This window comes from Pseudomonas cistanchae (assembly GCF_054483635.1).
This window is the reverse complement of sequence record NZ_JBTLWN010000004.1, coordinates 81,402-105,021: the sequence shown is the minus strand read 5'-3', so window position 1 is coordinate 105,021 and position 23,620 is coordinate 81,402. Positions and strand designations below refer to the sequence as shown.

Here is a 23,620-nt window from a genome sequence, read left to right as displayed (position 1 = left end):
AAGGGTTGAGGCGTAGGGTGCGCCGTGCGCACCAATAATCCCATCCGACACACGTATTGATCACGACCCGGTGCGCACGGCGCACCCTACAGGAAACCGCAATGACTACTGATACCCTGGCGAAAACCCCGTTACACGCCCTGCATATCGAACTCGGCGCACGTATGGTGCCCTTCGCGGGCTACGACATGCCGGTGCAATACCCGCTCGGCGTGATGAAGGAACACCTGCACACCCGCGAAGCCGCCGGCCTGTTCGACGTCTCGCATATGGGTCAGATCGTCCTGCGCGGTGCGAATGCCGCCAAGGCCCTGGAAAGCCTGGTGCCGGTGGACATCATCGACCTGCCCGTGGGCATGCAGCGCTACGCCATGTTCACCGATGAGAACGGCGGCATTCTCGATGATCTGATGGTCGCCAACCTGGGCGACGGCACCCTGTTCCTGGTGGTCAACGCTGCCTGCAAGGATCAGGACCTGGCCCACCTGCAAAACCACATCGGCAGCCAGTGCGAGATCCAAAGCCTGTTTGAAGAGCGCGCCCTTTTGGCGTTGCAAGGCCCGAAAGCCGTCGACGTACTGGCGCGCCTGGCGCCTGAAGTGACCAAGATGACCTTTATGCAATTCGCCCCGATGCGCCTGCTCGGCGTCGACTGCTATGTCAGCCGCTCCGGCTACACCGGCGAAGACGGTTTCGAAATCTCGGTACCGGCTGAACACACCGAAACCCTCGCGCGCAGCCTGCTGGCCGAGCCGGAAGTCGAAGCCATCGGCCTTGGCGCTCGCGACTCACTGCGCCTGGAGGCCGGCCTGTGCCTGTATGGCCACGACATGAGCACCAGCACCACGCCGATCGAAGCCAGCCTGCTGTGGGCCATGTCCAAGCCACGCCGCGCCGATGGTGCGCGGGCTGGCGGCTTCCCCGGTGCCGAACGGATTTTCGCCCAGCAGCAGGAAGGCGTTGCCAGCAAGCGCGTCGGCCTGCTGCCGCAGGAGCGCGTACCGGTACGTGAGGGCGCGGAAATCGTCGATGCCGACGGCAACGTGATCGGCACGGTCTGCAGCGGCGGCTTCGGCCCGACCCTCGGCGGCCCGGTTGCAATGGGCTATGTCGCGAGCAGCCATATGGCGGTGGACACAGCGGTGTGGGCGATGGTGCGCGGCAAGCGCGTGGCGATGAAAGTCGCGAAAACCCCGTTCGTGCCGCAGCGCTACTACCGCGGTTGAGCAGACAAGGCGGGCCCGGCGATACCGGGCCCGCCTTGAGTCCTGTCAGCAGCGTTTACTCGCTGGTAAACACCAGCCGATTGCCAAACGGATCGGTGATGCTCATCTCCCGCCCCCACGGCTTCGTCTCGACACCCGGCCGAGCATTGCCATACTGCTTTGCCAGCAGCTCAGCCTGGAAGTGCTCCAGACCCTCGGTGGCAATGCGCAGGGCCGCGCCCGGGCAACAGTCACCGTGGTGCTCGGACAGGTGCAGCACACAGCCACCCTTGGACACTTGCAGATACAGCGGCAGGCTCGGCTCGAAGCGATGCGCCCAGTCCTCGCGAAAACCAAGAAAGTCGAGATAGAACGCCCGCGCCTTGGCTTCGTCGAAAATGCGCAGGATTGGAATCGGGGCGGCTAGCGGCATAGCGGTGGCTCCACACTGAGGTATCGGCACCCTACGCCAGCCCTGCTCGCCTGTCATCCCAGCGCATTTCTTTCAGCACCGCGCAGCCTGGTAAGGCACCCGTTCTCGCGGCTCGCGCAACGCGACCGCCCACCCGCTCCGTTGCAACAGCATCTGCTCGATCCGCCACCTGAGGAGTAGACCTGGGGAATAGCGGGCCTGCCAGACCAGGCCTAGCTATCGCTCATGCAGTTGCGCTTGTTGCTGAAAGACTCGCGCTCGATGTCGCGAACGTCCAGAGATATCGCATTGACCGCCGGCAGGCGTTCTACCAGAGCGCGGACGATACGCCTGGATAGCGCCACCTTCTGCGCCTGGGTACGCCCGCTCAAGATGTAGAAAATCAGGTGGACGAAATCCTTCTGGGCACCACCCACACTGAAGTGTTCATACAGCGCCAGGCGCACCTTGACCTCCCCCGGCCCGAACAGCTCGCTGGCCGTCGCACAGCTGTCGACCAGGCGTACCAGTTCGGCCGGCTCGATCAGGCGAGTCAGGCTGCTCGAGCCCTCGATAAGGCAATGGGGCATAACGGCTTCCTGTTAAGAAAAACTTGATTTGTCATACGTTATCACACGACAACAGCACTACAGCTACCAACTTATTGAGCCACCAAACGTCTGAAAATCTGTATGGGCCTCAGTACAACGCGCTGAATAACACTTCTATATAAATCTCAAGTAATTGATAAATGAATATTTTTTAAATTTTACAAACAACGCTCATAAGTTAGAGCCCTGAATCTGCTGAGACTTTGGTCTATAGACACGTTGACAAAGCTCCAGACCGCTGTCGATAATTCAGCCATTGTTGTACGACAACATATGACATTATAAAAACAACAGTCAGGGCTCCAGCATGACCACCTGCACCCTTTTTGCGCAGCAACCCGCTCCCCGTTGCCACCGCTCCGACTCGCTCCGCCGGCACCCCCCAACCGAATTCGCAGACGGCTAGCGCCGCATGCAATGGCGTGTCCGGGTGCCGGACACGCTTGTCGCCCTGCATGGGCACCTCACCCGTTCCTTTTCTGCTCGCCTTGCAGCCGGCGACAGGGGAACGGCTTGTTCAAAAAACGGGAGCACAACAACAATGACTTCACGCACCGCCCTCTCGCTGGCCATTCTGAGCGCTGGCAGCATGGCCCTCGCACTGCCGATCAGCAGCCAGGCCGAAGGCTTCGTCGATGACGCCAAGGTCACTCTTGGCCTGCGCAACTTTTACATCAACCGCAACTTCATCAACCCGGACAATGCCCAGAGCAAAGCCGAGGAATGGACCCAGAGCTTTATTCTCGATGCGCGCTCCGGCTTCACCCAGGGCACCGTTGGCTTTGGCGTGGACGTGCTGGGCATGTGGTCGGCGAAGCTCGACGGCGGTCGAGGCACTTATGGCACCGGCTTGTTGCCGCGCCATGATGACGGTCGGCCTGCTGACGACTTCGGCCGGCTGGGTGTCGCTGCCAAAGCCCGGCTGTCGAAGACCGAACTGAAGGTTGGCGAGTGGATGCCAGTTCTGCCGATCCTGCGTGCCGATGATGGCCGCTCGCTGCCGCAGACCTTCGAAGGCGCCCAGATCACGTCTAACGAAATTGCCGGCTTGACGCTCTACGGCGGCCAGTTCCGTGGCAACAGCGAGCGTAACAACGCGAGCATGGAAGACATGACCTACGGCGGCGGTGTATCCGACCGATTCAACTTCGCCGGCGGCGAATACAAGTTCAACCAGGACCGCACCCTGGTAGGCCTGTGGAACGCCGAGCTGAAGGATGTCTACAGCCAGCAGTACCTCCAGCTGTCGCACAGCCAGCCCGTGGGCGACTGGACCTTTGGTGCCAACCTGGGCTACTTCCAGGGCGACGAAGATGGCAGCGAGCTGGCCGGCGAGCTCGACAACAAGACGTACTCGGGCCTGTTCTCGGCGAAGATCGGCGGCCACGGCTTCTTCGTCGGTCTGCAAAAGGTCAGCGGTGACACCGGCTGGATGCGCGTCAACGGCACCAGCGGTGGCACCCTGGCGAACGACAGCTTCAACTCAAGCTACGACAACGCTCAGGAGCGTTCCTGGCAGGTTCGTCACGACTACAACTTCAGCGGTTTGGGCGTCCCTGGCCTGACCCTGATGAACCGCTACATCAGCGGCGACAACGTACACACCGCGACCACCAACGACGGCAAGGAGTGGGGTCGGGAAACCGAGCTGGCCTACACCGTGCAGAGCGGCACCTTCAAGAACCTCAACGTGAAATGGCGCAACGCGAGCATTCGTCGCGACTTCAGCACCAACGAGTTCGACGAGAACCGCGTGATCATCAACTACCCGTTGTCGATCCTCTAACCCGCTCGGCTCCGCATCGTTTTTCTCCATGTGTTACGGCCCTTTGGCCCGTCCTTGCGACGGGCTTTTTTTTACCCTGGCGGCGCTGCATGAGCAGCTCCCATGCACGGTTACCGTGCTGCCCAGCCGGCCTGGCGCCAGCAGCGATTGATCAGGTCTCGATACTGTCCTGCGCCGACAGGTCGTTTTCGGTGCCCGGCGTGGTTTGTTCGGCCTGTTCGCTCGGCTTCGGTTGCTGTTCCTGCTCGGGCTTGCCGAGCAACTCATCGGTCGACTGCTGAATCTGATCGACCTGCTTGTTGAGCTCTTTCACCGTATCGCTGATCGCTTCGCGAGCGACCTCCTGCACCGCCTGCTCGGCTTTTTCCGCGAGCTTCTGCGCGGACTGTTCCGCCGCGTCGCAGCCGGCCAGGCTTACCAGCAGCGCCGCCATACCAAACAGGGCTGGAATCGAAATAACGGACTTCATCGGTTAGCACTCCACGTAAAGATTGCCGGCTCGGCACATGCCTAGGCAGCCGCGCGCCTCGCGGGCACAGCGGCGCGCCAATCTATCCAGCAACTGAGAGCGGCTCAACTGCCCAGAGGTTGCAAGGTATTTCCCCTGCAGCGCGACGCTCGGCCCGCAAACCCGGGACCGATTGATTGACGTAGCCAGTCCGCGCGCGGATAACTGCCAGGCGCTTGCGCGAACGCCCGGAGCAGCTACAGGCGTCATCCTGTTCCACGATTCGCAGCACCCACGCATCAACCCGGCGGATACCCGCCTTGGCGCTGCACCGACAGACGACACGGAGTGGTCATATGCAGACTCTTATCCTGCCCGGCATTGACAACGCCGGCCCGGACCATTGGCAAAGCCACTGGCACGCGCTGTATCCCGGCTACCTGCGAATAGACCAGGACGACTGGGCACACCCGCAGTGCGCCGCATGGCTTGAACGCCTCGAACAGTGCGTTCGCCAGTGTGGCCCCGATACCGTTCTGGTTGCCCACAGCCTGGGGTGCCTGCTGGTCGCACAGTGGGCGGCGGTCACCGGGCTGTCGATCAAGGCCGCCCTGCTGGTCGCCGTGCCGGATCCCACGTCGCCCAGTTTCTCTGCTCAGGCCACTGGCTTCTCGGCGTTGGCCGAACGGCCGTTGCCGTTCCCAAGCCTGGTGGTTGCCAGCAGCAGCGACCCATTCGGCAGTCTCGAATACGCCGAACGCTGCGCCGGGCGATGGGGCAGCGCCCTGGTGAATATCGGTGATGCCGGCCATATCAATGCGGCAAGTGGGCTGGGTGCCTGGCCCGAAGGACATGCGTTGTTTCAACGGTGGTTGGCATTAGTGGTTTGAACGGCACAACGCGCATCTCGATGCGAGCCCTTGGAGGCGTTATGTACAGCGGAAACTGTTTATGTGGCGGCGTTCGATTTCGCATCGAGTCCGCACTTGAAGGCATTCAAATCTGTCATTGCTCGCAGTGCCGCAGAGCACAAGGCACGCCATTCGCGACCAATATACCGGTGGCATTGGCGGCCTTTGTGCTGACCGACGGTGACGAGTTGCTCGCAGCCTACGAGTCGTCGCCTGGCAAACAACGGGTGTTCTGTCGCAGGTGCGGTTCGCCGATCTTCAGCAAGAAGGCCACCCTGCCCGATGTGTTGCGCATCCGCGCCGGCCTGCTCAACGAAGCATTACCGGTCGAACCGGTGGCGCATTTCTACCTGGACTCGAAAGCCAACTGGTGGCCGGTCAAGGACGAGCTGCCTCGATTCAGCGCGGGCTGGGTTACGCCCGATGCGTGAGCCTAGCGCAGCTCATGCACCATCGCTGCCGCCACGCTGAGGACGTCCTTGCCCAGTTGCTTGGAGCGTTTGCCGTTCCAGCCGGTATGCGGATCGGGGTTGTCGTCGTGGTCCTTGAACGGCATCTCGATGGTGAAGGACAGGCAGTCGAATTCCAGACCGACCGCATTGCAGGCCAGGGTGGTGTTGGCCTGACCAGGCGCATCCTGGGGATAGCCGTGCGCCGTCTGGAACTCCGCTCCGACCGCCACCAGGCGGTTGCGGAACCGGCTTTCCAGCTGTTCGAGACGCTTGTCGTAGCCAGGATTGCCCTCACAGCCCGCGGTAAACACGTGGGGGATTTCCTCGTCGCCATGGATATCGAGAAACAGGTCGACCCCCACCGCGCGCATCTGCTGCTGGACGAAAAACACCTCGGGGCTCTCCGCTTCGCTCGCTGCCTGCCACGCGCGGTTGAGGTCCTTGCCGGCGGCGTTGGTGCGCAAATGGCCGCGAAATGCGCCGTCCGGATTCATGTTCGGCACCAGGTAAAGCTCGGCGTGCTCCAGCAGCCTGTTCAGCTCAGCGTCATCGCGGTTTTGCAGGCGCTCGATCACGCCCTCCATGAACCATTCGGCCATGTGCTCGCCCGGATGTTGCTGGGCGATGATCCAGATCCTGCGCGGTGCATCCGGGTTGCGGCTGACCCGCAGCAGCTGGATGTCGCGGCCTTCGACGCTTTTCCCCGTGGCGAACAGCTCGGCGCCAGCACGGCTCACAGCCTGCTCGATCAGCCAGTCATGGCGGGCGCGGCTGTAGGGCTCGAAATAGGCGAACCAGACCTGCGCCGCGCCTGGCTCCAGGGCGAACTCCAGTGCACCCGCCTCGAAACGGCTGGGCACACGAAACCAGTTGACCTGATCGTAAGAGGCCACCGCGTTGTAACCAGGCCAGGCGCGGGGGTAGGCTGACTCACCGGCATTGGTCAGGCTGAAGCCATAACGCTGGCCGGGCGTCAGACCATCGACCTTGAAGTGAAACCACTGGAAGTGATGGCTGCGCAGGTCTGCACGCATGGCCAGCAACACCCGCTGTGGGTTGCTGGAATCGATGACTTCGATGTTGCCGCTGTCGAAGTTGGACGTGATCTGCATGAATACCTCGAGAGTCGAAGGGGCGCATCAGTGGCCGCCAGAATCGCAGGTCTTCCCGGGCGAAGAAACGCCAGAGGCGACAAACAGATATGCAATCCGCACCTTGGCAAGGTTGCCTCGGCAGCCACGCAACTCACACGCCGACCTGCGGTCTCTACTCGCCTGTACGGCGGATCGAAACCGTGCCTCCGGCGCTTGTCACGAGGGCAACCGCTTTCACCTGACAGAAGGAAACCAACATGGCCAGCAATCTATGGCAATGCATCAAACCCGCGGCACTGGCCTGGGTGCTGCTGACGCTTGTCGCCTGCGCCAGCCAGCAGTCGGACCCAACCACTGCCGCGACGCCGAGCGCGGACGAGCCGCAGCCGCAAGGGCAGACGGACGATGCCCAGGCCGCCATGGCCAAGCTGCAGAGTCACGCTAGCTCCGGCGACCTCGACAGCCAGTTTCAGCTCGGCAGCTTCTACTTCGTCGGCAAGCCGAAAAAGGATCTGCAGCAGGCCGAATACTGGTGGAAACAGGCCGCCGACAAGGGCCATCCGATGGCCGCGGTTAGCCTCGCCTACCTGTATACCGGCCGCGACAACCCGGAGCTGGCCGACCAGAAGAGCATGCTTAAATACCTCAACCAGGCCGCGGCGGGCGGCAACCCGATGGCCCAGCACATCCTCGGCAACCTCTACATGAAAGGCGACCAGGGCGTCGCGCGTGACCCCAGCCAGGCGCGCCGGCTGTTCCAGAGCGCCTGTGCGCAGGAGTACAAGCCCAGCTGCGCGGTGCTCGATAAAGCGCCCTGAAATTTGCAGCGGCGCAGCGGTGGCTTGGAACCGCCGCTTTGGTCACGGCTGCTGGTGAACCGAGCCGCTGCCCTCGCGGGTTTTCCACAGCGACAACAGCACGCCACCGATCAGCAGGGTGAGCGTCACGCTGAGCGAAATCACGGGCGGGATCTTGCCGATGATGCCGACCAGGAAAATCTTGCAGCCGATAAACACCAGCACCAGCGCCAGCGCGTACTTGAGGTAGGCGAAGCGGTGGATCATCGCCGCCAGGGCAAAGTACAGCGCCCGCAGGCCGAGAATCGCGAAGATGTTCGAGGTGTAGACGATGAACGGGTCCTGGGTGATGGCGAAAATCGCCGGCACGCTGTCCACCGCGAACACCAGGTCGGCGCATTCGATCAGAATCAGCGCGAGGAACAGCGGTGTCACCCAGAGCACCGGCTTACCGCTGGCATCGGCCTGGCGGACAAAGAACCGGCCTTCGTGCAGCTGCTCGGTAACCCGCAAGTGGCGGCGCAGAAACTTCACCAGCACGTTATCGGCCAGGTTCGGCTCGGCATCGACCTTGGCAAACAGCATCTTCACGCCGGTCAATACCAGGAATGCGCCGAACAGGTAGAGAATCCAGCTGAACTCGGCGATCAGCGCGGCGCCGAGACCGATCATCACCGCGCGCAACACGATCACCCCGAGGATGCCCCAGAACAGCACCTCGTGCTGGTACTTACGCGGGATGGCGAGGAAGCTGAAGATCATCGCCATCAGGAACACGTTGTCCATCGACAACGATTTTTCGATCAGGAAGCCGGTGAAGTAATCCATGCTGGCGTCGCCGCCCTTGACCTGCCAGACCCACAGGCCGAACAGCAGGCCGGCGGTGATGTAACCGGCGGACAACAAAAGGCTTTCCTTGACACCGATTTCGCGGTGCTCGCGGTGAAGCACGCCCAGGTCGAAGACCAGCAAGCTGACCACTACAGCGAGGAAGATCAGCCACAACCAGGTGGCGGTGCCGAGAAACTCGGCCATGAAGAACGGTTCTAGGGCAGTCATGAGCCCCTCCTATCGTCGAAGTTATACAAACTGCAACTCCGACATGGCAGCTAGAAGCTGTCAGAGGGGCCCGGCGTTGCGGGCGCCAATTTAGGGTGCCGACCATGGCAATTCAATCTCGCAGACGTTGCCAAGTATTTCCTCGCTGAGGCGGCGCAGGCTGGCGAACACGCCTGCCTCTTCAAGGTGAAGCGGAACAGCACCTCGTTGCTGGCCTTGAGGTCGTTCTAGGGATGATTCGTGGCCAGGCGCTGGCGAACGCGCCGACTCAAGGCGTCAGGTCGAATGCGGTCTTGCCGCTTTCCATGTCGCAGGGCATGGAGAAATGCTCATGGGCAATCAACCACTTGCCGCTCTGCTGGCGAAAGCACTGGGTCACGCGCATCCAGCTGCTCTGCATCTCGCCGCTGTCGTCGCTGCCGCCGCAATGGAAGAGAAAATACACCACGGCCAGATCGCCGCCGATCATGAAGCTCGGTTCGTGCACCTCGAACTTCGCCGGGCCGCTGCACATTTCCATGCACGCTTGCCAATGCGCCTTGTAGCTTTCGCGGCCGACGAAACGCAGTGGCCCGATGGCGTCGTAGGCCACCACATCGTTGCTGTAGTGGCTGATGATGCGTTCGACGTCCTTGGCCAGCGAGGCCTGTACCCAGCTGTCCATGACCTGCTTGATTTGAGCCTGTGCAGTCTGATCGTTCATGCTCGTTCTCCTTCGTTCAATCGATTGCGTTGATTGTCTAGTCGCTACAGCAGCTGCGAACCGCGGCAGGCTGCTGGTATTCATCGTGCAAACGGGTCCAGTGCATGCCCTTGCCGTCAAGATCAGGCATGCCATCCCAGCCTTCACTGCGGCCGAAGGGCGTCAGGTCGAGGTAATGAAAGCTGCTCATCAACATTTCCAGGCCGCGGCCGTAGCTGGAATAGCAGTGATAGACCCGCTCGCCGTCGCGCAAAAACACGCTGACGCCGGGCTGCTCGCCCTGCACGTGATAGTTCAGGCCTAGGCGCTCCAGTTCGGCCTGGTCGCGGTAGTTGTATTCCACCGGGGCGACGCGCTCATCGGTGGTGGCGTGGTAGTCGTAATTGAAGCTGCTGCCAAACGAGGAATACCAGGGCAGCGTCCAGCCCATGCGCTGCTTGAACGCTTGCAGCTCGGCCAAAGGCGCGCGCGAGACCAGCACCAGGGTGGTGTCGCGGGCATGCAGATGCGACTGGTGGCCGACATTGTCGACCAGGCAGGAACAGCCGTCGCAGCCCTCGCCACGGTCGCTGTGGTACATGAAGTGGTAGACGATCAATTGGCTGCGCCCTTCGAACAGGTCGATCAGGCGCACCTCGCCTTGCGGCCCTTCGAAGCGGTAATCCTGCGCCACCGCCACCATCGGCAACTGGCGGCGTTCGGCATTTAGCGCATCACGCTGGCGGGTCAGCGCCTTCTCTTTCTCCAGCAGCGCCTTGCGCGCCTCCAGCCACTGCTCGCGGCTGACGATCTTGGGTAGCGGGTGGTCCGGTTGCATGGGGTTCTCCCAAATAAGGTGACCGACGGAGTTACCGCCGCGGCTTACACATCCAGTTGGCGGACGGGGCGCACTTCCACACAGCCGACCCGCGCCGCGGGAATCTTGCCGGCCACCTGAATGGCCTCGTTGAGGTCGCGCGCTTCGATCAGGTAGAAGCCGGCCAGTTGCTCTTTGGTTTCGGCAAAAGGCCCGTCGGTGATGGCCAGCTTGCCGCCGCGCATGCGCACCGTGGTGGCGGTGTCCACCGGCTGCAGCGCCTCGGCGGCAATCATGCGGCCGCTCTGCTGCACCGATTCGGCATAGGCGTGGCATTCCTCGTCACGCGGGCTGTCGGGGGAGTCGTGGAGCAGTTGCTCGTTGCTGTAAACCAGGCACAGGTATTTCATTACGTCCTCCAGGCATGCGCGTGTGCGGTAGCTATTCAGCGGCAGTAACCCGCGCTAGTAACCAGTAGTCGAGCGGCAGTCGGGGAATTCGACAGACTGGCGAAAAAAGATCACGGGGCCGACCAACGGTCAACCTAGCCGTCGCTCAGTTCGAGCAGACGGCGTTCAAGAAATTGCCGATCCGCACCCTGCTGGGCCAGTGCCAATGCCCGTCGATAGGCCTGGCGCGCGGCTTCGCGCTGGCCGAGACGGCGATGCAGATCGGCCCTGGCCGCGTGGGCCAGGTGGTAGTCGGCCAGCTCGCCGCGGGCGAGCAAGGCCTCGATCAATGCCAGCCCGGCATCCGGGCCGTCGCGCATCGCCACCGCGACCGCCCGGTTCAACTCGATCACCGGCGAGGGCGTCGCCTGCAGCAGCGCGTCATACAGCCCGACGATCTGCGCCCAGTCGGTGGCGTCAGCGCTGGGCGCTTCGGCATGAACGGCGGCAATCGCGGCCTGCAGCGCATAGGGGCCGAAACGCCGGGAGCGCAGGGCCTGCATGACCAGGCTGTCGCCTTCGGCAATCAGTTCAGCGGACCACAGTGAACGGTCCTGCTGGTCCAGCAGCACCGGTGCACCACTTGCCGAGGTGCGCGCCGGACGCCGCGACTCGTGCAGCAGCATCAACGCCAGCAGGCCCATCACCTCGGGTTCGGGCAGCAATTCATGGAGCAGCCGACCCAGGCGAATCGCCTCGCTGGACAGGTGGCTGCGGGTCAGGGAATCGCCGGAGCTGGCGAAGTAGCCTTCGTTGAACACCAGGTAGATCACCCGCAGGACCGCCTCCAGGCGCTCGGCCAGTTCGCTGCGGCCGGGCACTTCATACGGAATGCGCGCATCGCGGATCTTGCCCTTGGCGCGCACGATGCGCTGCGCCACGGTGCTCGGGCTGGTGAGAAAGGCGTGGGCGATGTCTTCGGTGCTGAGGTCGCAGATCTCACGCAGGGTCAGAGCGACCTGGGCATCTGCGCCGAGCGCCGGGTGACAGCAGGTGAAGATCAGGCGCAGTTGATCGTCTTCGACGCTCTCGCATACGTCGACCGCCTGGTCGGCGGCGAGGGTCTGCGCCATGCGCTCGTCGAGCGGCTCAAAACGCGTCTGCCGACGCAGGCCATCAATGGCCTTGAAGCGCCCAGCCGATACCAGCCAGGCACGCGGATTGGCCGGCACGCCATCATGCGGCCACTGCTCCATGGCGGCGCGAAAAGCGTCATGCAGGGCTTCTTCTGCCAGGTCGAAATCGCCCAGCAGGCGAATCAGGGTGGCGAGCACGCGCCGCGACTCTTCGCGGTACAGCGTGGCGAGCGTTTCGCTCAGCGGTGCAGCGGCGTTCATGGTGTCCTTCCCGGCAGCGGCGATTGGCAGCGTTGCCTGGCATGGGCAACCGCGGTCAGACGCGCGAAGAAAAGATCCTAGCTGCTTGCTGCGAATGCGGCCAACCGAACTCAGGCTCCGGGTGTGTGGTAACGGCCAAGCCGAACCGACGACATCCGTCGCGGTTCGTCGGCCATAAAGTGAGGAACAACCCAGCGCGCTTGTGGCGCGCCGGTCACGCAGGGAGGTTGGGAAAAGCGCCCCGGTGCTTGTGGCGCCGAGGTGTATAGGCAGGCCGAGCAGGCTCGGCTTGCATATGGGTCGGCGAATCGCTCACAGCGGCGTGAGCAGTTCGCCCCGTTCGATAAACGCCTGCAGGTTGGCCAGCACCAGCTGTTCCATCTGCAGACGGGTTTCTTCGCTGGCGCTGCCGATATGCGGCACCAGCACGACGTTGTTCAGTTCACGCAGGGCCAGCGGCACCTCGGGCTCGGCGGCATACACGTCGAGGCCTGCAGCGCCTATCACGCCCTGTTGCAGCGCCTCGATCAGCGCGTCCTGGTCGACCACCGTGCCGCGGGCGACATTGATCAGAATCCCGTCCCGACCCAACGCTGCCAGCACATCGCGGCCGATCAGGTGCCGGGTAGCGGCCCCGCCTGGGCAGGTCAGCACGAGAAAATCCGCCCAGCTCGCCAGCTCGAGCAGACTGGCTGCGTAGCCGTGGGGGCTGCCCGCGATGGGCGTGCGATTGTGATAGCGCACCGGCATGTCAAAGCCGGCGGCGCGGCGCGCCACGGCTTCGCCGATGCGGCCGAGGCCGACGATGCCCAGGCGCTTGCCGCTGACCTTGCGCCCCAGGGGAAAGCCGGCGCTGACCCAGCGCCCTGCGCGGACGAAGCGGTCGCTTTCCGACAACCGCCGTGCCGTGTCGATGATCAGGCCCATGGCCAGATCGGCGACGCAATCGTTGAGCACCTCGGGTGTGGTGCTGATGGCGATGCACCGCTCGCGCAACAGGTCCAGCGGATAGGAGTCATAACCCACGCCAAAGCTGCAGATCGCGCGCAGGTTAGGCAGGCATAGCAACTGCTCGGCGCTGCAACCGAAGCGCGCCGAAGAAATCAGCAGCTCGAACTGCTCGCCCTGTTCACGCAGAAAGGCCACAGGGTTGGCCTGCTGCCACAGCGGGGTAACCGCATATGCGGCCGCCAGAGCAGCGTTGAAACGCTCGGTCAGCGGGCCGACCTGCAGGACCTTTGGCTTATTCATTGGGTTCTTTGCTCATGGATATTGGTGCGCAGGGCGCACCCCACATATTCGCTGTTCTTTCATGGGCATTGGTGCGCGTGGCGCACCCTACCCGAGCCGACCCGTAGGGTGCGCCATGCGCACCAGCATGCAGATCCCAGCCCGTAAAACGCGCCTCGCCTACCCGCATTTAGGTCACCGGCGCCGGGTTAAACAGGGTCAGGTCGTTGTGCAGCCTGTGCTTTTCGGCCCAGGTCTGTTGCTTGCCGCTGGCGACATCCAGGTACAGCTGGAAGATGTGCCAGCCCATTTCGTCCAGGGTCATGCGCCCGGAGGTGATCTGCCCGGCGTCGACGTCGATCAGGTCCGGCCAGCGCTCGGCCAGCTGGGTACGGGTGGCGACCTTGATCACCGGCACCATGGCCAGGCCGTAGGGCGTGCCGCGACCGGTGGTGAAGATGTGCAGGTTCATCCCGGCGGCCAGTTGCAGGGTGCCGCAGATAAAGTCGCTGGCCGGTGTGGCGCAGAACCACAGGCCTTTGCCGCGCACCCGCTCGCCCGGCGAAACCACCCCGGCGATGGCGCTGGAGCCGGACTTGGCGATCGAGCCCATGGCTTTTTCCACGATATTGTTCAGCCCGCCCTTCTTGTTGCCCGGCGTGGTATTGGCGCTGCGGTCGGCCATGCCGCGCGAAAGGTAAGCGTCGTACCAATCCATCTCGCGGATTAGCGCATCGGCGACTTCCACCGAAGCCGCGCGCGGAGTCAGTAAGTGGATGCCGTCACGCACCTCGGTGTTCTCGGAGAACATCACCGTGGCCCCGGCGCGCACCAGCAGGTCGGCGGCTACACCCAGGGCCGGGTTGGCGGTGATGCCGGAAAACGCATCGCTGCCGCCACACTGCATGCCAACGGACAACTCGGACGCCGGCACCGTCTCGCGGCGGCGCTGGTTCAGCACCTGTAGGCGCGCCTCGATCATCGCCATGATCTGCTCGACCATGGCGGCAAAGCCGTTGCTGGAATCTTGCAGACGGAACAGCCAGTCCTCCTCGTCCATGCCATTGGTCAGCTGGTCGCCATCCATCAACTGGCTAGCCTGCAGCTTCTCGCAGCCGAGGCTGATCACCAGGGCCTGGCCGCCAAGGTTGGGGTTGCGGCTGATGTTGTACAGCGTGCGAATCGGCACCACCGCGTCCGGCGCGTTGATCGCCACGCCGCAGCCATAGCTGTGGGACAGCGCAACGACATCATCGACATACGGGTACTTGGGCAGCAGCTCCTTGCGCACTCGCTCCACGCAGTGATCGAGCACGCCGACTACACACTGCACGGTGGTGGTGACGCCAAGGATATTGCGCGTGCCGACGCTGCCGTCCGGGTTGCGGAAGCCCTCGAAGGTGTAGCCGGTAAGCGGCTCAACCGGCGCGGCGGCCAGGGTCGCCTTGGGCAGGTTGTCCAGGGCTGGCGGCTCGGGCATGCGCAGTTGCGCCTCGGTGACCCAGCGCCCGGCGGCTATGGGCTCCAGGGCATAGCCGATGACCTCGCCGTAGCGCACCACTTCGCCCTCGACGGCGATGTCCTGCAACGCCACTTTATGGCTCTGCGGAATGCCTTCGACAGCCACCAAACCATCGGCAAAACGGCCGCCCTTGGCCACGCCCTGCTCATTGACCACCACGCCGACGTTGTCGGCCGGGTGCAGGCGGATATAGCGCGGCGAATCCTGATGGGGAATCAACTGCATGACATGTGCTCCTCTCGTTCGCTCAGGATGCCGAGCCCGGCGCAGCCGTGACGCTGCCGCCAGGTTGCTCATCCAACTCGATTCTGTGAATACGACCAACGATAAACAGGTAACTGATCACCGCCAGCAAGGCGTTGGCGCCGACATACAGCAGCGCTGCATCGAATGAACCGGTGTGGCTGACCAGGTAACCGACCACGATGGGCGTGGTGATCGCCGCCAGGTTGCCGAAGGTATTGAACAGCCCGCCGGACAGGCCGACGATCTGCCGGGGCGAGGTGTCGGCCACCAGCGTCCAGCCGAGGGAACCAAAGCCTTTGCCGAAGAACGCCAGGGCCATCAGGCCGATCACCGCGCTATCACTCTCGACATGGATGCTCAGCACGATGCAGCTCGCCAGCAGCATGCCTACGACGATGGGTAGCTTGCGTGCCAGGGTCAGGGAATAGCCGCGACGCAGCAAACCGTCCGACACCAGGCCGCCGAGCACGCCGCCGACAAAGCCGCTGATCGCCGGCAACGAGGCGGCAAAACCAGCGGAGAGAATGCTCATGCCGCGCGCCTGCACCAGGTACACGGGAAACCAGGTGAGGAAGAAATAGGTAATGGCGTTGTTGCAGTACTGGCCGAGGTACAGGCCGATCAGCGTGCGTTGGGTCAGCAGCAGTTTGAGAGTGCGCCACTGCGAGCCGCCCGCACCGGCCGGCCGTGGGGCCAAGTCGATCAGCGCGCCGCCGTCTTCGATATAAGCAAACTCGGCCGAGCCCAGGCGTGGATGTTCCCGCGGGCCGTGCATCAGCTTGAGCCACACGCCACACAGCAGCAGGCCCAGGCCGCCGAGGACGAAAAACACGTACTGCCAGCCCATGTCCTGCACCACCCAGCCCATCAGCGGGGCAAACACCGCAGTGGCGGCATACTGCGCCGACGTGGACATGGCGGTGGCAGTGGCCCGCTCGCGGGTGGGGAACCAGGCGGCGATGATCCGTGCATTGCCGGGAAAGCACGGCGCGCCGGCAAAGCCTACCGCCAGGCGCAGACCAAACAGGGTAACGACGGCCCAGGCCAGCGGCAGCATGTCGACAAAGCCCTGCAACAGGGTGAACAGCGACCAGCAGAGCAGCGTGATGAAATAGACGCGCTTGGCGCCGAAGCGATCGAACAGCCAGCCACCGGGAATCTGCCCGATCACATAGGCCCAGCCGAACGCGGAAAAGATATAGCCGAGCATCACCGCATCGATGCCCAGATCCGCCTGCAGCGCGGCGCCGGCAATCGACAGGCTGGAGCGATCGGCAAAGGTGACCGTGGTGACGAGGAACAGCATCAGCAGGATGGAGTAACGCACCCGACCGGGTTTGACTGCATGCATCTGGCCAACTCATCGAGAAATTCGCGTGAAGCAGGCCCGGTGCCGTTGAGCACCGGGACGCCGGGACGCCGGACCGAGGTTTAGCGCACCAGACAGGGCCGCTTGTTATCGAACTGCCAGTTGGGGATCAGGTACTGCATGGCCATGGCATCGTTGCGCGCACCGAGGCCCATGCCCTTGTACAGCTCGTGGGCCTTGGCCAGCGCATCCCAATCCAGCTCCACGCCCAGACCTGGGGTCTTCGGCACCTGCACCAGGCCGCCTTCGATCTGCAGCGGGTTGCGGGTCAGGTACTGGCCGTCCTGCCAAATCCAGTGGGTGTCGATGGCGGTGACCTTGCCCGGCGCGGCGGCGGCCACGTGGGTGAACATTGCCAGGGAAATATCGAAGTGATTGTTGGAATGCGAGCCCCAGGTCAGGCCCCACTCGTTGCACATCTGTGCCACCCGCACCGAACCCTGCATGGTCCAGAAGTGCGGGTCGGCCAACGGAATGTCCACCGACTGCAGCTGGATGCAGTGGCCCATCTGCCGCCAGTCGGTGGCGATCATATTGGTCGCGGTCGGCAGGCCGGTGGCGCGGCGGAACTCGGCCATCACCTCGCGGCCGGAATAACCGTTTTCCGCACCGCAGGGGTCTTCGGCGTAGGCCAGCACGCCGTGCAGATCGCGGCACAGGTGCACGGCTTCGGCCAGCGACCAGCCACCGTTCGGGTCGAGGGTTACTCGCGCCTCCGGGAAACGTGCGGCCAGGGCGCGAATCGCCTCGACTTCCTCGGCGCCTTGCAGCACGCCGCCCTTGAGTTTGAAGTCGTTGAAGCCATAGCGCGCATGGGCCGCTTCGGCCTGGCGGACGATGGTTTCCGGGCTTAGCGCCTGCTCGTTACGCACGCGGAACCAGGCGTCGTCGGCATCCGCTTCGTTGCGGTAGCCCAGGTCGGTTTTCTCGCGGTCGCCGATAAAGAACAGGTAACCAAGCATCTCCACCGCATCGCGCTGCTGGCCTTCGCCAAGCAGCGCCGCCACCGGCACACCGAGGTGCTGGCCGAGCAGGTCGAGCAATGCCGCTTCGAGGGCGGTGACCGCGTGGATGGTGATACGCAGATCGAAGGTCTGCAGGCCGCGGCCGCCGGAGTCGCGGTCGGCAAAGGTCTGGCGCACCTGATTAAGCAGGCCGTTGTAGTTGCCGATGGACTGGCCGACCAGCAGCGTGCGGGCGTCTTCCAGGGTCTGGCGGATGGCTTCGCCGCCCGGTACCTCACCCACGCCGATATGCCCGGCGTTGTCTTTGAGAATCAGGATATTGCGGGTAAAGAATGGGCCGTGGGCACCACTCAGGTTGAGCAGCATGCTGTCGTGGCCGGCAACCGGAACCACCTGCAGCTCGGTGATGATCGGGGCACCTGCAAGGGCGCCGGCAGTATTCTGTGCACTCATAAGCGTTCCCCTTTTGTTTTTATACGGGCTTAGGCATTGCGGAGATCAGTCGTAGGGTGGATGACGCTTTTTCATCCACCACAACGATGCTGTGGTGGATCGGTGAAGCGTGATTCACCCTACGCGGTTGAGACCGTAGCCCGAACGCAGTCCGGGGAGGTTCTCCCGGATTACATCCGGACTACGACCTGCACCGGTCTTAACCGATATAGGTGGTCTTCACCGTGGTATAGAACTCCTGGGCATATTTGCCCTGCTCACGGCTGCCGTAGGACGACCCTTTGCGACCACCGAACGGCACGTGGTAGTCCACCCCGGCAGTGGGCAGGTTGACCATGACCATGCCGGCCTGGGCATGCCGCTTGAAGTGGTTGGCGTATTTCAGCGAGGTGGTGCAGATACCGGCGGACAGACCGAACTCGGTGTCATTGGCCATGGCCAGTGCCGCGTCGTAGTCGGCGACTTTGACGATATTGGCCACCGGACCAAAGATCTCTTCGCGGCTGATGCGCATATCGGCGGTGCTGTCGGCAAACAGCGTCGGCGCCAGGTAGTAGCCGTCCTGCTCGCAGGAAACCCGCTCACCACCGCAGACCAGGCGTGCGCCTTCCTGCTTGCCGATTTCGATATAACGCAGGTCCTGCTCAAGCTGCGCCTGGGAGACTACCGGGCCGATGTCCACGCCTTTTTCCAGGGCGTTGCCGACCTTGATCGACTTCATCCGCTCGGCCATGGCCGCAACGAACTGGTCGTAGATACCGGCGGTGACGATCAAACGGCTGGAAGCGGTGCAACGCTGACCGGTGGAGTAGAAGGCGCTCTGCACCGACAGCTCGACAGCGGTTTTCAGGTCCGCGTCATCGAGGATCACTTGCGGGTTCTTACCGCCCATTTCCAGCTGCACCTTGGCGCCACGCGCCACACAGTTGGCGGCGATGGTGCGGCCAACACCGACCGAACCGGTAAAGCTCACGCCATCGACCTGGGTGTTCTGCACGATGGCTTCACCGACCACGCGGCCGCTGCCCATCACCAGGTTGAATACGCCGGCCGGGAAGCCCGCGCGGGAGATGATTTCAGCAATTGCCCAGGCGCAGCCCGGTACCAGATCGGCCGGTTTGAGCACCACGCAGTTGCCGTAGGCCAGGGCCGGAGCGACTTTCCAGGCGGGAATGGCGATAGGGAAGTTCCACGGGGTGATCAGGCCGATCACGCCCAGCGGTTCGCGGGTGACTTCCACCGAAACGCCAGGGCGCACCGAAGCCAGCAGTTCGCCGGCCTGACGCAGGCATTCGCCAGCAAAAAATTTGAAGATATTGCCGGCTCGGCTGACTTCGCCAATGGCTTCGGGCAGGGTCTTGCCCTCTTCCCGCGCCAGCAGGGTGCCGAGCTCTTCACGGCGGGCGAGGATTTCGCTGCCGACCTTATCCAGCGCATCGCTGCGCGCTTGGATACCCGAGGTCGACCAGGCCGGGAACGCGGCGCGGGCGGCATCGATGGCCTGCTTGACCTGCTCGGCATCGGCCTGGGCGTATTCGCCTATCACATCGGACAGATCCGACGGGTTGGTGTTGTTCGAATAGCTGGTACCAGCGACCCACTGGCCGCCGATGTAGTTGTCGTAACGCTTGCTCATGATTCCTCCTAGCTATCTATGGCTACGGGTCGCTGGGTACGCCACGCGGCTCATTGGTGCGCGCGGCGCACCCTACGGTGACTTGGCGCCGTCTCGCCCGTAGGGGGCGCTGTGCGCACCAGCCGTTCGTGACGTCGGTGCACACGACCTCGGCGGTCCCATCCCCTAAAGCTGTGTACCGGAACACCGGCACATGGGGATGTTGCGCGGGGTTATTGCGCGCCCTGGGTTTTGATCAGCGCGGCCAGCATTTCGTACTCTTCCGGCAGCAGATCGGTCAGCGGCGTGCGCACGGGGCCGGCGTCATGCCCGACAATCTTTGCGCCCGCCTTGATGATGCTGACGCCATAACCGGCGCAGCGATTGCGGATGGCCAGGTACGGCAGGAAGAACTCGTCGATGATCTGGCCTACAGTGGCGTGATCGTCACGCGCCATGGCGTGGTAGAAGGTCATCGCGGTCTTGGGGATGAAGTTGAACACCGCCGAGGAGTACACCGGCACGCCCAGCGCCTTGTATGCGGCGGCGTAGACTTCGGCAGTCTGCAGGCCGCCAAGGTAGCTCAGGCGATCACCCAGACGACGGCGGATGGAGACCATCAGCTCGATATCGCCGATGCCGTCCTTGTAGCCGATCAGGTTCGGGCAGCGATCCGCCACCTGCTCCAGCAGCGGCGCGTTCAGGCGGCAGACGCTGCGGTTGTACACCACCACGCCGATCTTCACCGACTTGCACACGGCTTCAACGTGCAGCGCCACGCCTTCCTGGCTGGCTTCGGTCAGGTAATGCGGCAGCAGCAGCAGGCCTTTAGCCCCCAGACGCTCGGCTTCCTGAGCCATTTCGATGGCCTGACGGGTCGGACCACCGACGCCGGCGAGAATCGGCACGCTGCCGGCGCAGGTATCGACCGCGGTCTTGATCACGGCCGAATACTCTTTACCCGTCAGCGAGAAAAACTCACCCGTACCACCGGCGGCGAACAGCGCAGAAGCACCGTAAGGGGCCAGCCACTCCAGGCGGCGGGCATAGGTATCGGCGCGGAAATCGCCGGCAGCATCGAAGTCGGTCACCGGGAAAGACAGCAGGCCGGAAGAGAGGATGGACTTCAGTTCTTGTGGATTCATTATTCGAACACCCTGTAAATCGATTGTGAGGGAAGCGTCAGCCGCAGCTGTAGAGATACGTTATCGTACAACAAAGATAAGCGCTATCACTTTGCACTACCGACCATCGTCGATAGCGCCCCACCCCAATCGACAGCAACGCATCAGTCAAAAGACCGCGCTACTCACCACGGACGCCGCTGAAACGGCAGAACAGAGCGCTGAAAATAAAACGGTGACCGAGCCAAATGGCTACGCCTGATCACTGGCAAAACTTTCCGGCTCGGCACGCGTTGACAAGCTCGACAAACGCTGCTGATAATCGGGCCAAGTCGTATGACAACGTATGACACTCTAAAAACAAGAATCAGGCCCTAGCCATGATTATCAGCACCCAGGCCCCCGCGCCTCTTGCATGCCCAGCAACAGCCATCGCCCGCTTAGCCAGCCCGCGACCTGCCAGGCAGCGCATCGCTACAACGAACCGCGCCCACGTCTGCACGCTTCCCTCGCCAAACACCTTACCCACAACGCCGAGCGACCTGCCCGCTCACGGTTAGGCCTATCCCTGCACCGTCCCCAGGAGAATCATGCCCATGTTTGAAAAGGCCCCTACACAGACCCCACGGATAGCGGATATGCAGGTCATCCCCGTGGCCGGCCGCGACAGCATGCTGCTCAACCTGTGTGGTGCCCACGCGCCCTACTTCACCCGCAACCTGGTACTGCTCACCGACAGCGCTGGGCGCACGGGCTGCGGTGAAGTGCCAGGCGGCGAAGGCATTCGCCAGGCACTGGAACGCTGCCGCGACCTGGTGATCGGCCAGCCGGTCGGCCGTTACAACCGCGTGCTCAATAGCCTGCGCCAGGCCATCGCCGGACGCGGCAAAGGCCCGCAGACCACCCAGCATCAGGTCACCTCGGAATCCGAAGCACGGGTGTTGCAACAGCCGCACGAAATCAACCTGCGCCTGGATAACGTCATCACTGCCGTGGAAGCCGCCCTGCTCGATCTGCTCGGCCAGCACCTTGAGGTGCCGGTGGCCGAGCTGCTCGGTAATGGCCAGCAGCGCGACCGCGTGCCGATGCTCGCTTACCTCTTCTATATAGGCGAGCGTCAGCGCACCGACTTGCCCTACCTGACCGGCAATGGTTCGGCTGACGACTGGTATCACCTGCGTCACCAGGCCGCGCTGACGCCTGCGGCCATCGCTCGCCTGGCGGAAGCGGCGCATACGCGCTACGGCTTCACTGACTTCAAGCTCAAGGGCGGGGTGATGCGCGGCGAGGAGGAGATGGACGCAATTCGTGCAATCAAGTCGCGCTTCCCCGATGCCCGCGTAACCCTCGACCCCAACGGCGCCTGGTCGCTGGACGAAGCCATCGCCCTGTGCAAGGGCCAGAATCATGTACTGGCCTATGCCGAAGACCCCTGCGGCCCGGAGAACGGTTACTCCGGCCGCGAGATCATGGCCGAATTCAAACGCGCCACCGGCATCCCCACCGCCACCAATATGGTCGCCACCGACTGGCGACAGATGGGCCATTCGCTACGCCTGGAAGCCGTGGACATTCCGCTGGCCGACCCGCACTTCTGGACCATGCAGGGCGCCGTGCGCCTTGGCCAGGTCTGCGAAGAGTTCGGCCTGACCTGGGGCTCGCACTCGAACAACCACTTCGACATTTCCCTGGCCATGTTCACCCACGCCGCAGCCGCCGTACCGGGGCGCATCACCGCCATCGATACCCACTGGATCTGGCAGGAAGGCGAAGAGCGCCTGACCCGCGAGCCGCTGCGGATAGTCGGCGGCCAGGTCGAGGTGCCGAACAGACCCGGCCTTGGCATCGAGCCTGACATGCCGCGAATCATGGCCGCCCACGCGCTCTACAAGGAAGTCGCCAATGGCGCGCGCGACGACGCCATGGCCATGCAGTACCTGGTTCCAGACTGGCAGTACCACCCCAAGCAACCGAGCCTTGGCCGCCAACCGGCCTAGCGTTCACCGCTGCCTCAGCAACACCTCACCACCGGAGACTTACAATGAAAAAAACACTCTGCGCGTCCCTGATGTCGGCCATGCTGACCTTTACTGCCGGCAGCACCTTCGCGGCCGACGCTCCCAACTGGCCGACCCGCCCGGTGCAGGTCGTGGTCATCGCCAACCCCGGCGGCGACACCGACTTCAACGCACGGATGATGGCCAAGTACTTCAACCAGATCACCGGCAAGACCATGGTGGTGACCAACGTCGCCGGCGGCGGCGGCACCCTCGCCGCCGAACAGGTCAAAGGCGCGGCGGCGGACGGCAACACCATCCTGTTCACCCATCCGGGCCAGCTGATCGTCAACGAAGTGGCCGGCCTGACCGAAGACAGCTATGAGACTTTCGATGTTTGCTGCTTCGCCGGCGTCGACAAGAGCACCGTCTTCGTTGCGTCCAAGGACGCGGGCGTGAATACCATGCAGGAGCTGATCGACAAGTCGAAGGCCGCTCCGGGCAGCATCACCTACGGCACCGAGATGGGCAGCTTCTCCCACGCCCAGGGCCTGATGCTGGAAAAACTCTCCGGCATCAAGCTTAAGATGGTCGACGGCGGCACGGTTTCAGACCGCGTGGTCGGCATGCTCGGTGGTCGCCTCGACCTCGGCGCCATCACTTATGGTTCGGTACAGGACTACGTCAACGGCGGCCAGATGGTAGCCCTCGGCCAGCCCAACGACGCGCGCAACCCGCTGCTCGGCGACGTGCCGACCCTCAAGGAGCAGGGTCTCGACCTGACCATGGACAAGCCCTACGTAGTCGCCTTCCCCAAGGGCACTGACCCAGCCATCGTCGCCAAGATGGCCGACCTGATGAAGCAGATCACCGAGATTCCCGAGTACGCCGAGGACCTGAAGAAGTTCAAGCAGCCGGTCGCCTACTTCGGCACCGAGGACGCCAAGGCGATCCTGGCCAAGACCCGCGACGACTTCATGCAGTTCAAGGATGAGATGCGCCAAGGCAAGTGATTCATGACGCAACGCTGGCCGGGTGA

Annotated in this window: 22 protein-coding genes; 7 read left to right on the top strand and 15 right to left on the bottom strand. The window is 63.2% G+C overall.

Translation table 11 applies throughout. From position 1 onward, the window contains the following. Positions 1–101 precede the first annotated feature (101 nt). The gene (gene gcvT / locus ACX0MV_RS12880; protein WP_458982910.1) at positions 102–1,226 is read left to right on the top strand and encodes a glycine cleavage system aminomethyltransferase GcvT; all 1,125 of its coding nucleotides are present in this window, start codon (positions 102–104) and stop codon (positions 1,224–1,226) included. Positions 1,227–1,281: 55 nt separating this feature from the next. Here gcvT and ACX0MV_RS12875 read toward each other — a convergent pair whose 3' ends face one another. Together ACX0MV_RS12875 and ACX0MV_RS12870 are read right to left on the bottom strand one after the other, a co-directional pair. Beyond that, positions 1,282–1,638 (bottom strand): glyoxalase superfamily protein, encoded by a 357-nt coding sequence (locus ACX0MV_RS12875; RefSeq protein WP_458982909.1) that lies wholly within the window; start codon positions 1,636–1,638, stop codon positions 1,282–1,284. Between the two features lie 212 nt (positions 1,639–1,850). After that, positions 1,851–2,207: a 5-carboxymethyl-2-hydroxymuconate Delta-isomerase gene (locus ACX0MV_RS12870; RefSeq protein WP_458982908.1), complete on the bottom strand. Its 357-nt coding sequence runs from the start codon at positions 2,205–2,207 to the stop codon at positions 1,851–1,853. Positions 2,208–2,769: 562 nt separating this feature from the next. Here ACX0MV_RS12870 and ACX0MV_RS12865 point away from each other — a divergent pair. Continuing rightward, complete coding sequence (locus ACX0MV_RS12865; protein WP_458982907.1) at positions 2,770–4,014, top strand: OprD family porin; 1,245 nt, start codon at positions 2,770–2,772, stop codon at positions 4,012–4,014. A gap of 151 nt (positions 4,015–4,165) precedes the next feature. Here ACX0MV_RS12865 and ACX0MV_RS12860 read toward each other — a convergent pair whose 3' ends face one another. Then, positions 4,166–4,483, bottom strand: a complete 318-nt coding sequence (locus ACX0MV_RS12860; protein ID WP_458982906.1) for a hypothetical protein — start codon at positions 4,481–4,483, stop codon at positions 4,166–4,168. A gap of 335 nt (positions 4,484–4,818) precedes the next feature. Between ACX0MV_RS12860 and ACX0MV_RS12855 the strand changes: the two genes are divergently transcribed. Then, the gene (locus ACX0MV_RS12855; RefSeq protein WP_458982905.1) at positions 4,819–5,352 is read left to right on the top strand and encodes an RBBP9/YdeN family alpha/beta hydrolase; all 534 of its coding nucleotides are present in this window, start codon (positions 4,819–4,821) and stop codon (positions 5,350–5,352) included. 20 nt (positions 5,353–5,372) lie between these two features. Continuing rightward, the gene (locus tag ACX0MV_RS12850) at positions 5,373–5,804 is read left to right on the top strand and encodes a GFA family protein (protein WP_458982904.1); all 432 of its coding nucleotides are present in this window, start codon (positions 5,373–5,375) and stop codon (positions 5,802–5,804) included. Between the two features lie 2 nt (positions 5,805–5,806). On the opposite strand, the gene ACX0MV_RS12845 is transcribed toward ACX0MV_RS12850, so the two are convergent. Further along, on the bottom strand, positions 5,807–6,937 hold the full coding sequence (locus ACX0MV_RS12845; protein ID WP_458982903.1) for a M14 family metallopeptidase: 1,131 nt from the start codon (positions 6,935–6,937) through the stop codon (positions 5,807–5,809). Positions 6,938–7,176: 239 nt separating this feature from the next. On the opposite strand from ACX0MV_RS12845, the gene ACX0MV_RS12840 reads away from it, so the two are divergent. Continuing rightward, positions 7,177–7,737, top strand: a complete 561-nt coding sequence (locus ACX0MV_RS12840) for a tetratricopeptide repeat protein (protein WP_458982902.1) — start codon at positions 7,177–7,179, stop codon at positions 7,735–7,737. Positions 7,738–7,779: 42 nt separating this feature from the next. Here the strand turns inward: ACX0MV_RS12840 and ACX0MV_RS12835 are convergent, their stop codons facing one another. From ACX0MV_RS12835 to kdgD, 11 genes are all read right to left on the bottom strand, one after another. Beyond that, positions 7,780–8,775, bottom strand: coding sequence for a TerC family protein (locus tag ACX0MV_RS12835; RefSeq protein ID WP_458982901.1), 996 nt, complete (start codon positions 8,773–8,775; stop codon positions 7,780–7,782). A 268-nt stretch (positions 8,776–9,043) separates the two neighbouring features. Beyond that, positions 9,044–9,478, bottom strand: a complete 435-nt coding sequence (locus ACX0MV_RS12830; RefSeq protein ID WP_458982900.1) for a YybH family protein — start codon at positions 9,476–9,478, stop codon at positions 9,044–9,046. Between the two features lie 37 nt (positions 9,479–9,515). Beyond that, positions 9,516–10,295, bottom strand: coding sequence for a DUF899 domain-containing protein (locus tag ACX0MV_RS12825; protein ID WP_458982899.1), 780 nt, complete (start codon positions 10,293–10,295; stop codon positions 9,516–9,518). 44 nt (positions 10,296–10,339) lie between these two features. Beyond that, positions 10,340–10,684 (bottom strand): YciI family protein, encoded by a 345-nt coding sequence (locus tag ACX0MV_RS12820; RefSeq protein WP_458982898.1) that lies wholly within the window; start codon positions 10,682–10,684, stop codon positions 10,340–10,342. Positions 10,685–10,818: 134 nt separating this feature from the next. Then, on the bottom strand, positions 10,819–12,060 hold the full coding sequence (locus ACX0MV_RS12815) for an RNA polymerase sigma factor (RefSeq protein WP_458982897.1): 1,242 nt from the start codon (positions 12,058–12,060) through the stop codon (positions 10,819–10,821). A gap of 312 nt (positions 12,061–12,372) precedes the next feature. Continuing rightward, the gene (locus ACX0MV_RS12810; protein WP_458982896.1) at positions 12,373–13,311 is read right to left on the bottom strand and encodes a 2-hydroxyacid dehydrogenase; all 939 of its coding nucleotides are present in this window, start codon (positions 13,309–13,311) and stop codon (positions 12,373–12,375) included. A 169-nt stretch (positions 13,312–13,480) separates the two neighbouring features. Continuing rightward, positions 13,481–15,037 (bottom strand): galactarate dehydratase, encoded by a 1,557-nt coding sequence (gene garD, locus ACX0MV_RS12805; protein ID WP_458982895.1) that lies wholly within the window; start codon positions 15,035–15,037, stop codon positions 13,481–13,483. A 22-nt stretch (positions 15,038–15,059) separates the two neighbouring features. Beyond that, positions 15,060–16,409: an MFS transporter gene (locus ACX0MV_RS12800; RefSeq protein ID WP_458982894.1), complete on the bottom strand. Its 1,350-nt coding sequence runs from the start codon at positions 16,407–16,409 to the stop codon at positions 15,060–15,062. Positions 16,410–16,489: 80 nt separating this feature from the next. Next, positions 16,490–17,845 carry a glucarate dehydratase gene (gudD, locus tag ACX0MV_RS12795; RefSeq protein ID WP_458982893.1) on the bottom strand — a complete coding sequence of 452 codons (1,356 nt, stop codon included), beginning with the start codon at positions 17,843–17,845 and terminating at the stop codon, positions 16,490–16,492. Positions 17,846–18,044: 199 nt separating this feature from the next. After that, on the bottom strand, positions 18,045–19,481 hold the full coding sequence (locus ACX0MV_RS12790; RefSeq protein ID WP_458982892.1) for an aldehyde dehydrogenase family protein: 1,437 nt from the start codon (positions 19,479–19,481) through the stop codon (positions 18,045–18,047). 212 nt (positions 19,482–19,693) lie between these two features. Next, the gene (kdgD, locus tag ACX0MV_RS12785; RefSeq protein WP_458982891.1) at positions 19,694–20,605 is read right to left on the bottom strand and encodes a 5-dehydro-4-deoxyglucarate dehydratase; all 912 of its coding nucleotides are present in this window, start codon (positions 20,603–20,605) and stop codon (positions 19,694–19,696) included. A gap of 575 nt (positions 20,606–21,180) precedes the next feature. On the opposite strand from kdgD, the gene ACX0MV_RS12780 reads away from it, so the two are divergent. After that, the gene (locus ACX0MV_RS12780; protein ID WP_458983199.1) at positions 21,181–22,581 is read left to right on the top strand and encodes an enolase C-terminal domain-like protein; all 1,401 of its coding nucleotides are present in this window, start codon (positions 21,181–21,183) and stop codon (positions 22,579–22,581) included. A 44-nt stretch (positions 22,582–22,625) separates the two neighbouring features. Next, positions 22,626–23,594 (top strand): tripartite tricarboxylate transporter substrate binding protein, encoded by a 969-nt coding sequence (locus ACX0MV_RS12775; protein WP_458982890.1) that lies wholly within the window; start codon positions 22,626–22,628, stop codon positions 23,592–23,594. Positions 23,595–23,620: the final 26 nt, after the last annotated feature.